The organism is Actinosynnema sp. ALI-1.44 (assembly GCF_001984155.1).
Classification (GTDB): Bacteria; Actinomycetota; Actinomycetes; order Mycobacteriales; family Pseudonocardiaceae; genus Kibdelosporangium.
On the sequence record NZ_MTQO01000033.1, the window covers coordinates 123,109 to 138,027 of the forward strand.

Below are 14,919 nucleotides of genomic sequence, written 5' to 3' on the forward strand. Positions count from 1 at the left end.
CGGGGGTGCGTTGCCGGACGAATCTCACCGGCCTGGTGGGAATGATCGATCTGGGCCCGGTTGACGACGTAGCGGGCGATCTGGTCGGTCATCGCCCGGCTGGCCACCTCCGGGCGGCGGCGCAGGAAGTCGGTCGCCACCACCGCCGCGACCTCGTCATCGGCGGCCAGGTCGTGAACCTTGTTGATCTTGTCCTGGGGTGTTTCCGGGGTGTCGACCGTCCAGCCCACCACCCGTTTCGCCGCGTCCGGGGTCCAGCGGTGCTCGCCGGTGCGGTCGTTGCGCGGTGGGTCCGCGATCCGCCGGACCCGCTCGTTCGGATCGGGAATCGAGGCCCAGGATCCGGAACACGGTGAACGCGACACCGCGATGATGGCGGCGGATCTTCTTGTCCGGCCACCGGGCCGACACCCAGCGGTAGTCCTTCACCGTCGCGGGTGAGAGCCCGATGTCCTCAGCGAACCACCCCAACGTCTCCGACACGCCCATCACCTCGTCACCGGGACTGCTGTGCCCGCCGTGACCACGCAGCGGCTCGATCTCCAGCGCCGCGTCGCCCACCCGGAACTGGCTGACCGTCTTCAGCTCGACCGCTTCCCGGCTCTCGGCGACCAACTGGTCATAGCGACGCTGCGTCACGTTCCCGATCTTCGTCGGCACGGTGATCACTCCCTGCTGGGCCAGGGCACGGCGCGTCTACGCCGACTCGAACCCCGACGCTGGCCCGGCCAGCGTCGAACCCGACCCGCCGGTGGCAAAAGCCGCCATTCAAGGCCTGATTCTCGCAGGTCAGAGCCGATCTTCAAGGGGATCGCGAGCCGTACGGGTTACCGTCACGGTGACGGTAGAACGAACGGCTACACGCCTGCGCCGACCGCCGATGCTCCACACCCTGTGTGCTGGAACCTGCCCACCACACACGTGTAACCCAACCGCACCTACAGCCACTCGATCCAGATACCGAGGCCGTATGGGGGTATAGCGTGCTGGCATGTTCGGATGGCTGGCACCCAACCGGAAGGGCTACTGCGCTTAACCGGGCAACGAGTTCCTCTTGTGGGTTCTGAGCTGGGCCGTTACGTCCTTAACATATGTGTGCGATGTGGGCGTCGAAGCCGTGATCTTCCTTCTGAAGATCACCCGTTCGGACGATCATTCTTCGGGTCAAGGGTGGCTGCTTCGCGGTGGGCAACTCCCGTTCGTGCACAGCGTGTGATTATGAACTGGCAAATCAACTAGACAAGATTATCTAGCAGTACGCCAGGCGCTGGACCCAGCGCCACCTCGACCTCGTGGCGTTGATGGCTCCAAGAGCCACTCGGCTGCGGTGTCACCAGATGCAACGTCTTCGATGGTCGAAACACGTCGACGCTGGTCACAACTGGCGGGGTGTCGTCCTCGATGGCGTCGTCATTGGCCAGCGCCTCATTTACAACGCGGCCGTCGCGTCTGCATTGAGTCCAATCATACTTCGAACTTGATCACGCGGTGACTGGGCACGCGACCCGCTATCTCAAGATCACACTGCGCTAATGTTGTATTGAGTAGACCAAATGGATTACCCCGAAGAGCGGTACAGCACTACGGCGGGCGGCGAGACCCTGTATTCGAGACCGTCTCACAGAGGCTGGATATCGAGATCATCTTTGTGGTGTCTCCTGTGTCTAGCGTGAGCCGGATTGGGAAGGTCGGAGAAATTGGAGAACTAGCGTGAAACGATGGAAGCATCGCATCTTCGTGGCTGGGTTAGTCGTGCTAATGGCAAGTTCGGGGACAGTGTCCGCACCTACGGTAGCCGCCAGCAACGCGCGTACAACCGCCGCTACGGCAACATCGATATCGACGACGGGAGACGTTTTGCGTCTCGCACGAAAAAAAGAACATCACCCAATCGGATCCCAGGGGACGTGGGTCACCGATAAAATAGGCGAGGGTGTTACCAGCTGTCCAATGCATAGATTTTGCGTATGGACAGGCGGTGAATACACTGGGCACGGATTGTCGATCGGTGGTATCTGGGATCGCTGCGAAGGTTGGAGCTGGCAGGGCACTGTTTGGGAGAACAGTGTTCGTTCTCTAAAGAACAATGCTACCGGAGGAGTTTCTGTCTGGAACCGTCGACCTGTCAGCGGGGAGCACTATGAATGGCTCTACGACCTGGTGCCCGGCGCGTACTCTGGAAACTTTCCGCCGGGCAAATACGCCGACCTGATGGTCTACGATCCGAGCTATACCTGCAACATTCCCTAGGCAAATCGAGCCAGACAACCTCATTGACCGTTCGAACGGCTAATTTCGCGGCTGGTATCAGCTTCAGCAGCCACCGGTAGCCCGGTTTCCGGGAGAAGTTGGGTCTCCAGGTCAGCGACTCGTTTGTCGAGGAACCGGGTGTTGTTCCGGGCTCCTTGCAGTCGTTCCTGAAGTCGCCTGTTGTCCTGCGTGAGCTGGCGGAACTTCTGTTTGAGGGTGGTGTTCTCGGTGACGATGCGTTGGATGCCGTCCTCAGGCAGGTCCTGCTCCAAGTCGCGAATCTTGCCCAAGTGCTGGCCGATAGTGGTGCGTTGCAAGGAGATCTCGTCGTTCGCGCGTCGGAGGGCGTCCTCGGCGTTGAGCGCCCGTTCCCGCCAGGACGCCGCGATTCCCGCGGCGTGCTCGGCCTGGTCCTGGACGCGTTGCCCTCTGGCTGCGGTGGCGGCCTCGTCCACAAGTTGGCGGGCAGCGGGATTCTGGTAGAGAAAGGTCCGGGAAACGTCGGCCCCGCGTGCGACGGCGGCGACGGTGATCTTCGCGCGTTCCTGTTGCATCCGGCGCAGAGTGTCGCGGATGCGGTCGAGCATCTTCTCGACAGCGCTCCGGCGGGCGTCGAGGGCAGCTGCGGTGCGGGTGGTGGCAGGCGGGGTGCTCATAGGGTCTGCTCCTCGACAGCAGGGTCATTGTCGCAGTCGTCGGTGGCGATACTGGCCAGGTCGGCGGCGCGGAAGTTGGTGCTCCAGACCCGGTGGAAGTAGTCCTGCGGACGGCGGAGGTCCATCGCCAGGGCCTCGTCGATAAGGCCGAGCCCGGCCAGCGCCTTCTCCAGCCCGGCGATCGCGCGGGCGGTGGGTTCGAAGACCTGGTGCAGGTAGTCGGCGGTGGCGTCATCCGGGGCGCGTTCGGCGATGGACCGCCACTGTTCCTGTTTGCGGCGCCAATACAACAGATCCGCGCCGGACAGCACGAACTTGTCGCAGTCACCGCAGTCCAGCTTCCACGGACACGCGCGCCCTGGACCACGGGTTGGAAGGTGCAGAACCCGCCGTCGGCCGGTGTGCTGCGCCGGGAGACATCCAAGGCCAGCGCCATGGCTTCCTCGCGGGTGAGCGGGGTGGAGTCGCCGGAGAGCAGTTCGCCGGGATTGGGGGCGCCGGGGCCGGCGGCCCAGACGGCGTGCAGGACGTCTTCCAGGTCGGAGTGTGCGAGCTTGACGTAGTGCTCGGCCATGCGATCGCTGATCTGTCCAAGGTAGCGGCGGATGTGGGCCAGGCTGGCACCGGCGCGGAGCAGGTTGGTCGCGAGCGTGTGACGGGCTTGGTGGGGCACGGCCTTGCCGAGGTCGAGTGTGTCCACCCAGTCGGTGAAGTTGCTGTAGAAGAACGTGTAGCTGATGGATTTGCGCTCGTTGGAGTTGCGGATATCGGTCGGGAACAAGGCGATGGCGGATCGTTCGTCGGGAGTGGGCATCCGGCCGTGGCGGTGCTCGAAGCGAACCAGGGTTTTGCGGCGGCGCTCGTCGAGTCGGCTGTAGAGGGTCTCGGGGATGCGGATGCCTTCGTTGTAGTTGCCGACCTTGGTCTGGTCGTGCCAGAGCATCGGCAGGCCGCGGTAGCGGCCGATGCAGTCGAGGCGAAGCCGGAGAACCTCATTGCAGCGACGGCCGGTGAGCACGATGGCTTCCCAGATATCCCGCAGGCCTCGGTCTTTCGGGTCGTAGGTGTCGGCGAACTGGCGGAGGTTGGCCTCGTCTGCGAGTGCGTGCGCCAGTTCGTCGGGAAAAGGGTTTCGTGAACGCGCGGGCCGTACCGTGCCGAACGGGATCGCGGTGATGAACGCGGGGTCCAGGCCGATCTGTGCGGCGCGACCGGACTCCAGCGCGGTGTAGAGCAGCTTCCGCGCGTACTGGAAGACGACCCGGAGGGTGCCGTCGGTGACGGTGCTGGTGGAGCCGTCGCGGTGGGTCACGCCGAGGGAGTTGATGCCGTGTCGCGCTCGGTGTCGCTGGTCGACGACGAAGCGCTGGGCGTGCTCCTCGCGCAGCAGCGTGGGATCGTGTCCGCCGAGGGGCGCGTCGGTCTCCAGGAAGGCGCTCAGCTCGGTGCAGGCCCGGCGCAGGTACTCCAGCGGGCTGACGCTGCGTGGACAGTTCTCGGAACTCAGCCGCTCGGCGAGGTTGTCCCAGAGCATGTCGCGCAGCCACCGTTGGGAGACGTTTGGTCAGGTCAAAGTGGCTTTGCCTGGCGGGAAATCGTCGGCCAAAGTGGTCGGTTTCGATGTAGCCGGCTTCCCTGGTGTCGTGCGGGCTGTAGTAAATACATCGCAGCCCGCAGATGATCTGGTAGCTGATCGAGCGGCCGTGTGAGTCGATCTGCTTGCGGACGGCGGCGTTGCTGCTGTTGGTGGTGTCCAGTTCGATCAGCGACGTCAGCCGGAGTCGTCGGACTTGGTTGACCAGTCGTTGCAGGCTTGCCAGGTCCCAGGCTGATCGGCTTGCCATCTGGGCGTGGGCGTGCAGGCCCCACTGGAACTCTGCGCGTAGCAGCGGAGGCAACGCGACGAGATTCAGCACGCCGAGGCGATAGACCGGATCGGCGTTCACGCGCCAGTGCTGGAACGCGGCCTCGTCGTCACAGACGATGGGGATAGGCAGGCCGCGCAGGTCCCGGCGCCGTGACCAACGGACTGGCAGTCGCGCCCCGCCAGGACTCCCTTCTCGTCGATACCGGTCTCGGTGCATGTCACACAGGCGCAGCGGCGAACAGGCCAGGTCACGGCAGACCGTGACGGTGCACGGGCCGAACCCGGCGAGCGGAGTCTGGTCGCTCAGCCAGGAGGTGAAGTCCGCGACGGCCGGCTTGCTTGTCTTGAGATGCTCCCAGGTGCTCCGGTGATATTCACAGAGTCCGGTGGGGTGGTGGCTCACCGGGCGGTCCGGGCAGATCCGACACGTTCCCACGTCAAGTCCGAGCGCGGGAGTCAGCGGTGTGGCTGTGCGGCAGAACTCCGCCATGGTCGTCGCGTTCGTCGCCTTGGCAATCGTCCACTGCGCGGTGTGGCTCTCGCAGAGCAGAACACCTACTCGCCGGACCCGCGTGCAGCCCGCCACGGTGCAGCCCCAGCCGTACACCGGGTGGTCTCTCGGGATCTTGATGAGGTCGGCCCGGTAGATCGGGTCGAACCCGGGAGCCTCGATCAGCGCGGCCATCAGTTCCAGCCGGTCACGTTTGATCCGGCTGCCGCCATCGTTGGGCAGCACCGTCAAGGGGATCACGCCTGCTCACCCCACACCGTGTTCAGGGCCGCGACGAACGCGGGGTCGTGGACGTCGACGTGGCCGTAGATCACATCGACCGTGGTCGCCGATGCCCAACCACCAGCATCACGCGCCATGACCGTGTTGCCGCCGGAGGCGTCCAGCACGCTGGTTGCGAACCCGTGACGCCACTGGTGCGGGTGGATTCTGCCGAGATCCAGCCGAATCCCGGCGCGGCGCAGCATGCCGCGCGCCGCCGCGGTGGCCCACGGTTGGCCGCGGCGCGGCCCGTGCATCTGGACCAGGAGCATGCCGTGCTCGGCGTCGCGCGGGTACTCGGTGGTCATGTACTCGAAGTAGGTGTGGATCATCGCGGGGCTGACGCGACGGACCAAACCGCCGTGCAGCACGCCGTGCTCAATCGTCCATGGGTGTTTCACCTTGGCTCGCGCCCGGTTCGGGTTGAGCTCGCGGTGGCAGAGGTGCACGTGCGCCGTCCGGCACTCGCCGCAGGCGGATCCCTCGCGCAGGTGCAGGTCGATCAGGTGCAGTCCGCAGAGTTCGCCGATGCGGAAGCCGCCGTCGCCCAGCCAGGTCACCACCATCCGGTCCCGGGGCGGTCGGCAACGTGGCCACTAACTGCCCGCGGGCGCCTTCGGGCGGCAACTTCGGATGCCGTCGACGCACCGTCCGGGCCGGGGTCAGCGGATTGGACGGCATCCTGGTCAACGTGTGGCCCAGGAACGCGCGGCGGCGGTCGGCTTTCGTGGGCAGCCGGTCTTTCTTAAACGCCTCCGCCAGGTCCTGGTTGACCTCCCGAGAGCCCTGATAGAGGTAGAACCCCTTCAAGCACGCGGCCGCCGTTTGCAGGCTGCGCTCGCCGTAGGGGCGCTTGCCCAGTCGCCACGGCCGGCCGAACGGACCGGCGTACTCCGCGCCGACCGCCGCCATGTACCGCTGCACGTCCCGCAACGCCGCCGTGTCCGCGCTCAGGCCCTCAAACTCCAGCCACCGCAAGTGATCCACCAGCAGATACGCGTACGTCCGGTCCGTCCCGCCCGCGCACGTACGCAAGAACCCGTCCGGCATCCGGTACAGCGAGCCGTCCGGCCACACGATCGTGTACTCCCGGCGGCCGTTGCCCCGAATGATCTCCTGCACCCGGATATCGCCCACAACCAGCCGCCCAGCCACGCGCCCTCCGCCTTGCTACGAACATCCCGCACAGGACGTTCAAGATCGGTTAGGCGGGCAAGCTAACGCACATGCAGACGGCCCACAAACGTCGCGAACACCGCGGCAGTAGGTCGGTAAACTGCCGCAACTGTGGAGGACTCGGTCGCGTCCCGAATGGCTGCCCTTTCTGCGAAGACCAGGGCATCTTGCGACGACCGGCCCGCGCCAGTCCAGGGCCAGGTCGACGCCATGAAGCCAGCGGCCCGCGACAGCGGATACAGCGAGTTCCTGCACCGAGCCCTGGCCTGGTCGGGCTACACACCCGATCAGGATGGCTTCGGCGAGGTGTCGGCTGGTATACCGGCCCGCCGCAGTCGTCATCGATGGGTCGTCCTACGCTCCAGTTCCGCTGAGCACGCTCTGAGGGACCAAAGCCTCGTGGTGGTGGAGACCGCCATCGAGGGTTTGATCGGGACACAGACGGCCGGAAGTCGGGCAAGCCGCCAGCCGAGCAGGATCCTGCTGAGAGGTTCAGAGGGCGAAACGTACCTGGATAGTGGTGCCGTGCGGGGACGTGTGCATCCGCACCAGATCGGCCAGGAGGTTGACCATCAGGACACCCCTGCCACGGAACTGGTCCGGCGCCGCGGGCCGGCGGCCGATGAGGGGGTCGGTGACCTGTCCTTCGTCGAAGACCTGACAGACGAGGTCGCCGTCGGCGGCCCACAGGTGAACGATCCCAGTGCCAGCACCGTGTTCGACACTGTTGGTGGCCAACTCCATCACGACGAGCACCAGGTCGTCGACACGGGGACCGGCGAGTCCGAGTCGCTGGGCGTGCTGGACGGCGAATGGCCGCAGCATCGCGAGCGTGGCCACGTCAAAATCCTGGCCGATGCTGTTCGGTGGTGCCAGGAGCGGCTGGTTGTAGGAGGCCACGATGTGATCAGGGGCGTAGGCGTCGCTGTCTCGTTGGCCGGAGGCGTCGATGAGGACGGGGTGGGTGGCCGCCGCGTCGGCGATGACTTCGGGTGGGAGCGCATCGCTGTCGTACGGGCACAGGATGGACACTGCCCGGCCGGTGAAGGCGAGGTTGATCAGGGCTTCGTGTTGGACGCAAGCCGGATACTCGGTGGCCGATCGTCCGTCCCAGATCGGTTCGCCGATGATCCGCACCCGGCTGCCGCTGTGCTGGTCGGCGAAGGCACGGAGCACGCCAGGGATGATCCGGCCGGGGTTGCGGCCGACGATCGTCATGTCGAGGAAGTCAACCTGCCGGGCGGCATCACCGAGCTCGGCACGCAGCAGGTCCAGTTGAGGTCCGGGCACGGCCACCGCCACCGGCTCGCCCGCGGCGAGCCCGCCGGTGATGAACGGGATCGTCCCGGCGAGGTACTCGCTGTCATCCCGGTAGAACAAGGCTGGGTGCGCGAAAGGTTCGGCCACGGGGCGGGTCGCGGTGCTCATGCGGCAACAACCTTGATAGTGGGGACGTTCGGCCAGAATAGCCGCAGAACGCGCTGGAAGAGCGGTGATTGGCCGTGTACCACGACATGCCGTCCCGCCGGCAGGCTGCGGGACGCGTGCACGAGTTCGGACACCCCACCGCAGTCGATGAAGTCCAACTCGGCGACGTCCAGGTGGATGTCACCGTCGATGTCGGTCATCACCCGCAAAGCCTGCCGCCATTCGCCACGAGTGGTCAGGTCGACCGCGCCGGAGACTTTCAGACCGGCTGGATCATCGACCGTGATGACGCGCAATGACAGATCGGACACGGTCTCATCATAAAGAACCCCCAACCGTTTGCCGGAGCGGCTCGTGTGGACGCGGCGCGGCGCGCCGTTCGCGAGGGGCGCTGAGGAAGCACCTTCAAACTTCTCATGCCCGACGTTACATAAAATCTGCGATGGCTGATGCAAATATTCTGCACGCTTGAGTATGGGCTTCTTCTCGTACCGAGAGGGAGAACTGATGTGCGTTGAACGGTGTCGAACTGCAGTCAACGGCAGTGAATGGAACCGGTTTGTGCTGGGGTTTCTTGATTTCTGCTGGTAATGGTCCTTTGGGCCACACTGCCGCGCTCATCGTGTCGTGGGCTCGAGTTCGCCCCCTGCGCGTCGTGACTTGGCCCGGTAGTGAAGGCCGATGCCAAGGCCGGTGATCAGCATGGTGAGCCCGAGGCAGATCATGGCGGTGATCGCGGGCCACTGGAGATGCTGGGGCAGGTGCAGCGCCAGAAACCAGGATGGCGTGATCTGGCCGGTGGTCAGCATGAGCGCGGGCACGATGCCCTGGGCGGCCAGGGGTACCCAGCACAGGACCAGGCTCGCGACGACGTAGACACGCTGGCCGTTCGGAGCCAGGTGGAGGCCGAGTTTCTCCAGGTGCGGTTCAGGCTTCGGCAGGGAAGACTTTTGCGGTTTCCAGGCCGGGGCCGGTCGCTTTCGTCGGGGCGAGACGCCGGTACGCAGATACTGGAGCAACTCCGGCGCGCTCGATTCGAGCTTGGCCGCGGCCCACCGTCCCAGTAGCCAGGCCAGCAAAGTGCCGCCGGCCAAGCCCACGACCGGCCCCGCCCAGACCGGCCCCAGCCGTGCCGTGAAATAGGCGGGGGCGGTGGTCGCCGCGCTGAGGATCAGCACCATCAGGACCTGCGCGAAGTCGGTACCGTTCTCCAGCAGGTTGCCGCCCCGGAGCCGCGGATCGGTCATGGGTACCGGCCTCAGCACCGACACCAGCACGGTCACGCCCGCACCGCCGCCCAGCAGCGCGGGAAGTACCGTGGCCAGCCAGGGCCAAAGGCCGTATTCGCCGGTGAAGACGACCATCGCGATGGTCAGGACGAGTGTCGCCGGCGCGGTGACCAGCAACCAGGCGAGCTGGCGGCCGCGTACATCGTGGCGGGCGGAACCGGGGATCATCAGTCTGCCCCACAGCTCGGTGCCGTCCTCGCCATAGAGGTTGGCGGAGATCGCCGCGACCCACAGCGCGAACACCAGGCCGGTCCACGGCAGGAAGATCGACGCGCCGACGGCCAGCGGCAGCAGGCAGAACACCAGGGCGTAGCACAGGGCGAAAACCAGGTAATGAAAGCGAAGCAGGTCTCGAGACCAGGTTCGCAGCTCCCGGGCGACGACCGCGGTCACCGGGCCCCTGGCCCAGTCGCCGGAGGACATCCGGACCGGACGTCCGCTCGCGCGACGGGTGGCCAGCCGTCGCTTCAACAGACCTGCCCAGCCATACCAGCAAAGCAATCCGAGCGCCACCAACCCCGCCAGAACGGCGGCCACGGTCGGCCAATTCCCCTGCGCGGCGGCGCGCACGGCCAGCAGTCCCCAGCTTGAAGGCAATGCCGTCAACCACGCGGAGAAAGAATCCGGGAAGCCGGTGCGCAGAGCGGACTGTGCCAGCGGCGAGAGCACCCAGCTCGAATGCAACCCGGCCAAGATCGCGGCGCTGACGAGAGCGGCTAGCGCCGCACCCACCTTGGAGCGCATGACCTGGCCGAGCACCGCGGTGATCAATCGGGAGGCCAGCACGCACACCGACAGCTGGAGGACGACCGCGAGCACGCCGACCACCGTGGCCGCGGCACCAAGCCCTGTCTTGACCGACGCAACCACCAGCGCGGAAAAGGCGACGAGCGTGACCAGCGGGCCCACGCCGACGAACGACGACGCCGCCATCCCGGCCGCCAGACGGCGTGGTGTCAACGGCAACAGCGAGAACTGTTCGGGCCGCAACGTCTCGTCACCGCCGCCGAAAAGCGCCGGGCCCAGCAGCCACCCGGCCGTCCAGAGTGCGAATCCTGCTCCCAGCACATCGAAGCGCAGTGACGTGACCGGGTAGTCGCGTCCGGCGAGCAAGATCAGGCCCGCCGCGAGCGTCAGCCCGGCCACGGCGCCCGTGACCAGCCGGACGGCGCGCTGGCCGTTCATGGAATTCCGCAGCACGGCCAATTTCATCCGGATCAGGAGGACAGCCACGCCAGCTCTCCCATCTCGGGGGCCTGGCCGCCGACCAGGTCCATGAACCGCTCTTCCAGGCTTCGGCCCGATCGCACAATCTCCAGCGGGCCCGAGGCCACGACCCGGCCGGAGGCGATCACCGCCACGTGGTCGCACAACTGCTCGACGACGGCCATCACGTGGCTGGAGAACACCACGGAACCGCCATCCCGGACGAACCGCCGCAAGATGACCTTGATGGTGGCGGCCGAGGCGGGATCGACGGCCTCCAGCGGTTCGTCCAGCACCAGCAGCTTCGGCGCGTGCAGCAGTGCGGTGGCCAGGCCGATCTTCTTGCGCATGCCCGTCGAGTACTCCATCACCAGGGTGCGCCCGGTATCGGCCAGCTCCAGTATCTCCAGCAGCTCACCCGATCGCCGCTCGACCTCGGGCACCTCCATACCGCGCAGCAGACCGGTGAAACGCAGCAGTTCGCGGCCGGTCAGCCGCTCGGGCATGGACAGCCCGTCGGGCAGCACGCCGATGAGTTCCTTGGCCCGTGCGGGGTCGGCCCAGACGTCGACGCCGAAGATCTGGGAGCGCCCGCTGTCGGGACGCAGCAGTCCCACCGCCATCGACAACGACGTCGTCTTGCCTGCGCCGTTGGGGCCGATCAGGCCGAAGAAGGACCCCGGGGGCACTTCCAGATCGATATGGTCGACCGCCGGTCTGTCGCCGAAGGTCTTGGTCAGCCCGGCGAGCCGAAGCGCCGGAGCTGTACCCGATGACTCCATGGGGTTCCTCCAGTTGCGGAACGGCACGTGTCGTACCGCTTCCGGAGTGAGCATGCTGGAGTATTCGGGCGAAGTCAACACGGCACGTGCCGTTCCGCTATGCTGGTGAAATGGCCGACAAACGCGGTAGCCGTGTCGCCGACCGGACAGATGCCATCATGCGGACCACGCTGGAGCTTGGGCAGGAGGTGGGATATGCCAAACTCAGCATCGAGGCGGTCGCGGCACGCGCCGGAGCCGGCAAACACACGATCTATCGCCGATGGCCGTCCAAGGGCGCTTTGTTCCTCGACTCCCTGCTGTCGCTGAACGAGCCCGAACTGAACTATCCGGACACCGGCGACATCGAAGCCGACCTGCGCGAGCAGATCCACGCGGCCGTCGATCTGCTGAGCAAACCGCCGCTCGGGCCGCTGTATCAAGCTTTGCTGGTCGAGGCCCAGCAAGATCCTCAAGTCGCGGAGGCGTTGAACGAACGTTTCATCGGCCCTCAAGAGGAGAAGACGATCGCTCGCTTGCGGAAGGCTCGCGACCAGGGGCAACTGTCCAGCGACTTCGACCTGAGCCTGGCAATGGCCCTCCTGTCCGGCCCCTTCTATTTCCAGGTGTTGATCGCCCGGCAACCGCTGACGCGAGAGTACGTCGACCGCGTGATCGAGGCAGTCTTCGCCGGGATCGGGCCGAAGGCCCCGAAGACTGCTGGTGGCTAGGACCGCGGCCGTCGTCGCCGGTGACGTTCAACAGTGTCGAGTTGCGTGAAGTTGCCGCTCGAGGTCGAACCCGTGAGAAACGGCCGCAGTCTCGCAAGGCTGTGACCGGAACGGCGTAGGTCACCGCTGAGCCACCGTGTGTCTCAAGAACTCATCGCTGCAGTTCAGGCAGCAGCTTCAGCACACCTCGGACCAGTCGCCCGGCTCACACGTGCGGCTGTCGGTCGACCGGGAGAGACCGGGCCGGACAGCGAGCACTGGGGCATAAGGGAAGTCCCCGCAAATCACAATAGACGAGGTCGGAAATACCGCCGAAGTTGAGAGGCGTGTACCGCGGAAGTTTACTCGAGGGGTTCTCGCCACCTACATTCGACTGTCACCTCACGTCTTTTGCGCGTATCACACGAATTGGTCCCGAGAATGCGGTAAAACCGCCACATGCAACCTCCCCAGTCGTATCCCGAACCTGGATACCCCAGGCAGACGTTCGTGCCACCACCGCAACCGCCCCGGCGGCGGGCCGGGCTGGTGGCGACCATCGTGTGCGGTTGTCTGGTGTTGGTGGGAGCAGCCGTCGCGTTCGTGATCGCGGTCTCGGGTGAGGACTCTGGTGGCGGCACCGCGGCCGGTGGATCCAGTGGTGCGGCACCGGAACCACCGGCCGCGAAGCCTGTGCAGGCGCCGCCTCGTGCGTGCGAACTGCTGTCACCTGCCCACCTGGCCGCGATCGTGCCGGGAAAGGTCAAAGAACCGTTCGGCAATGATCCCGAGCCCAGCGGGCAAGGACAGATCGCCACCCGGTGCAGTTGGGCAAACGTTCCGTCCGTGAACGGTCAGCGGTTCCCAGCGGTGACCGTGATCGTGACGGCTACCGCGGCCAATACCGAGGACGTCGCCAGGACCGTGTTTCAGAACTCCGTGGAGTGCGACGGCCGTGCGAGCAAACGGATATCGGTGGAGGGCGCCGACGAAGCATGTCTGCAACACGGGGCATTCGACGCGAACAATGCCCCCGTGGGAAACACCAAGGTGGCCGCGCGGCGCGAGACTGTGGTGGTCTTGTTCCACTACAGCCACGCTGCGATGCCCATCGAGGCCATCGACAACACAGCCAGCGCCGGCGCCACGTCCGTCCTGGCCGCGATCGGGCAGTCGCGTTAGCGACTACACGCAGGTGTCGCCGTCATGGGGGAGCCGCCACGCGGGTTGTCGCGCCTGATCCAGGACCGTGGAGACTGGAACGAAGCCGATCTCATGTTCCGGCTCGGATACGGCGGGGCGAGCAGTACATGCACGTGCAGCCGGGGCGGATCACTCGACTCGTGTCCACTACAGACCCTGACACGCACGGCGCCCTGCAGCCACTTACTCCTTGTGCGGCCGCTCGTCCACCAGGATCGCGAACCCGTCGAGGTGCCGGGCGAGGCTGTATTCGACCAGTCCGGCTTCGCGCAGGCTGGCGAGCACCCTGGTCGCGGTCGCGATCCTCCACCGGTCCGCGATCTGGCGGATGGACGGCAGCCGCTGCCCCGGCTGGAGATCACCGGAGCGGATCCTGGCTTCGAACTCCCCGGCGATGCGCCGGTAGAGCGGCTCCGGCTGGGCCTCGGACGGCATGCGTACCTCCTGTTCCACCGGCTCGAGGCCCCTGTGGGAGCCCGACCGGTCAGTGGGACACGCACGATGCCGTCTGATCTAGGAACCTCTAATGTGGGGCAAGGATCGCAACGACTTGGGCCGACGTGAGAACTGCTTCGGGGGCAATGATCATTATCGCGTTATCCCCTTGGCACGCAGGATCTTGCGGATGGTCGACGCAGCGACTCGTTGGCCAAGGCGGCGCAGCTCGCCCTGAATGCGAACCACACCCCAGGTCCGGTTCTCGCGCGCCAGGCGCACGATCACGGTGGTTAGTTCATCGCTGATCGGCGGTGAACCACGGCACGTCGAACAGTTCGATACCCAGGCCGTCGTGAACCGGCACCGGACCAGGCCGAGTTCCAAGGGAAGACCGAATACCTATGAGGACTAATGCACGCTGCACGAGTTCGGTATAGCTCGCAATCATAGTCTATGAGTTCCCGCACCTGTATGTCCAAATTGGAGTAGAATGGTCAGGAGGTGGGGTTCGGAACCCGCGTTGTGTTTCTCGTTCTGGCGGCGGATGTGGCTGGGGCTTCGGCAGATGAGGTGGACGCGTCCGTGACGATCTCCGATTCCCCTGGTCAACCCCGGTATTCACCCTGCAGTCCCACGTGATCCTGGCAAAAGGGCTGGTGCGGCGCTGCTTTTCACGCGACGGGGACAGGAAACCCGTTTGTGAGTGGTCCGCCTTGACGCGGTGGGTCAGTCGCGCGAGTATTGGGCGACGAACCTGCTTCTACGACCTGCTGGTCGGGCCAGGAACAATCGGGTTCCCGGCCTGCTTCGGTACACGCGAGCTCGGCGCTTCACAGTTACCAGTTCGTTGACAGGCCCACGTCACGGGCTATCTCCCTCTACGGAGTGCTTTTCGTATGCATGGATCTGATGTGGTCACGAAGGTTGATGTCCACGCATCACCACGCCCTTTTCAATCATCTCACGTGGACGTGGCAGGCGTCGCGACTTGTGCGCGGCTGGCCGCGGTTCCCGCTGCGATCGCGCTGAGCTGTGCGCCATGGTGGTGGTCGGGCGTGGATGCTTGGCCGCAGGTGGAGCCCCTCGGTGTGTTGGCGCTTGTGCCACTACTCGCTGCCGTGGTGGCTTGGCACGGCCTTCGGTCTGCCCGTCGGGAACCGCAG

The 14,919-nt window shown here is 65.5% G+C and carries 12 protein-coding genes and 2 pseudogenes; 3 read left to right on the plus strand and 11 right to left on the minus strand.

What is annotated here, in order from left to right; translation table 11 throughout:
- Positions 1-83 precede the first annotated feature (83 nt).
- Positions 84-365, minus strand: a pseudogene (locus tag ALI144C_RS58960) (DUF6192 family protein); the annotation flags it as partial.
- A 1,393-nt stretch (positions 366-1,758) separates the two neighbouring features.
- Between ALI144C_RS58960 and ALI144C_RS58965 the strand changes: the two are divergent.
- A complete protein-coding gene (locus tag ALI144C_RS58965) occupies positions 1,759-2,250 on the plus strand; it encodes a peptidase inhibitor family I36 protein (protein ID WP_441297542.1) in 492 nt (163 codons plus the stop codon).
- 20 nt (positions 2,251-2,270) lie between these two features.
- Here ALI144C_RS58965 and ALI144C_RS07360 read toward each other — a convergent pair whose 3' ends face one another.
- The 8 genes and pseudogenes from ALI144C_RS07360 to ALI144C_RS07395 form a co-directional block, all read right to left on the minus strand.
- Positions 2,271-2,906, minus strand: coding sequence for a DUF6262 family protein (locus ALI144C_RS07360; RefSeq protein WP_076986249.1), 636 nt, complete (start codon positions 2,904-2,906; stop codon positions 2,271-2,273).
- A complete protein-coding gene (locus tag ALI144C_RS57315) occupies positions 2,903-3,217 on the minus strand; it encodes a hypothetical protein (protein ID WP_237774025.1) in 315 nt (104 codons plus the stop codon). Before ALI144C_RS57315 ends, ALI144C_RS07360 begins: the two co-directional genes overlap by 4 nt.
- Before the next feature lie 296 nt (positions 3,218-3,513).
- Positions 3,514-4,440 (minus strand): annotated as a pseudogene (locus ALI144C_RS57320) (tyrosine-type recombinase/integrase); the annotation flags it as partial.
- Positions 4,441-5,520: 1,080 nt separating this feature from the next.
- Positions 5,521-6,108: a tyrosine-type recombinase/integrase gene (locus tag ALI144C_RS56625; protein ID WP_202818877.1), complete on the minus strand. Its 588-nt coding sequence runs from the start codon at positions 6,106-6,108 to the stop codon at positions 5,521-5,523.
- Between the two features lie 1,105 nt (positions 6,109-7,213).
- Positions 7,214-8,149, minus strand: a complete 936-nt coding sequence (locus ALI144C_RS07380; protein WP_076986251.1) for a sensor histidine kinase — start codon at positions 8,147-8,149, stop codon at positions 7,214-7,216.
- Positions 8,146-8,460 (minus strand): STAS domain-containing protein, encoded by a 315-nt coding sequence (locus ALI144C_RS55350; protein ID WP_168211203.1) that lies wholly within the window; start codon positions 8,458-8,460, stop codon positions 8,146-8,148. Before ALI144C_RS55350 ends, ALI144C_RS07380 begins: the two co-directional genes overlap by 4 nt.
- 306 nt (positions 8,461-8,766) lie before the next feature.
- The gene (locus ALI144C_RS07390) at positions 8,767-10,671 is read right to left on the minus strand and encodes a hypothetical protein (protein WP_076986253.1); all 1,905 of its coding nucleotides are present in this window, start codon (positions 10,669-10,671) and stop codon (positions 8,767-8,769) included.
- The gene (locus tag ALI144C_RS07395; RefSeq protein ID WP_076986254.1) at positions 10,656-11,426 is read right to left on the minus strand and encodes an ABC transporter ATP-binding protein; all 771 of its coding nucleotides are present in this window, start codon (positions 11,424-11,426) and stop codon (positions 10,656-10,658) included. The genes ALI144C_RS07390 and ALI144C_RS07395 overlap by 16 nt, the downstream gene beginning before the upstream one ends.
- Before the next feature lie 110 nt (positions 11,427-11,536).
- Here ALI144C_RS07395 and ALI144C_RS07400 point away from each other — a divergent pair, with 110 nt between their 5' ends.
- On the plus strand, positions 11,537-12,136 hold the full coding sequence (locus ALI144C_RS07400; RefSeq protein ID WP_076986255.1) for a TetR/AcrR family transcriptional regulator: 600 nt from the start codon (positions 11,537-11,539) through the stop codon (positions 12,134-12,136).
- Between the two features lie 489 nt (positions 12,137-12,625).
- Positions 12,626-13,297, plus strand: coding sequence for a hypothetical protein (locus ALI144C_RS07405; RefSeq protein ID WP_143230481.1), 672 nt, complete (start codon positions 12,626-12,628; stop codon positions 13,295-13,297).
- Between the two features lie 204 nt (positions 13,298-13,501).
- Here ALI144C_RS07405 and ALI144C_RS07410 read toward each other — a convergent pair whose 3' ends face one another.
- A complete protein-coding gene (locus ALI144C_RS07410; RefSeq protein WP_143230482.1) occupies positions 13,502-13,753 on the minus strand; it encodes a GntR family transcriptional regulator in 252 nt (83 codons plus the stop codon).
- Between the two features lie 153 nt (positions 13,754-13,906).
- A complete protein-coding gene (locus ALI144C_RS58650; protein WP_330359573.1) occupies positions 13,907-14,140 on the minus strand; it encodes an IS3 family transposase in 234 nt (77 codons plus the stop codon).
- Positions 14,141-14,919: the final 779 nt, after the last annotated feature.

Bases quoted from the DNA above. Each gene is read 5' to 3' on its own strand.
- ALI144C_RS58965 (WP_441297542.1), top strand. From the start codon at position 1,759: ATGGCAAGTTCGGGGACAGTGTCCGCACCTACGGTAGCCGCCAGCAAC.
- ALI144C_RS07360 (WP_076986249.1), bottom strand. From the start codon at position 2,906: ATGAGCACCCCGCCTGCCACCACCCGCACCGCAGCTGCCCTCGACGCC.
- ALI144C_RS07380 (WP_076986251.1), bottom strand. From the start codon at position 8,149: ATGAGCACCGCGACCCGCCCCGTGGCCGAACCTTTCGCGCACCCAGCC.
- ALI144C_RS07395 (WP_076986254.1), bottom strand. From the start codon at position 11,426: ATGGAGTCATCGGGTACAGCTCCGGCGCTTCGGCTCGCCGGGCTGACC.
- ALI144C_RS07400 (WP_076986255.1), top strand. From the start codon at position 11,537: ATGGCCGACAAACGCGGTAGCCGTGTCGCCGACCGGACAGATGCCATC.
- ALI144C_RS07410 (WP_143230482.1), bottom strand. From the start codon at position 13,753: ATGCCGTCCGAGGCCCAGCCGGAGCCGCTCTACCGGCGCATCGCCGGG.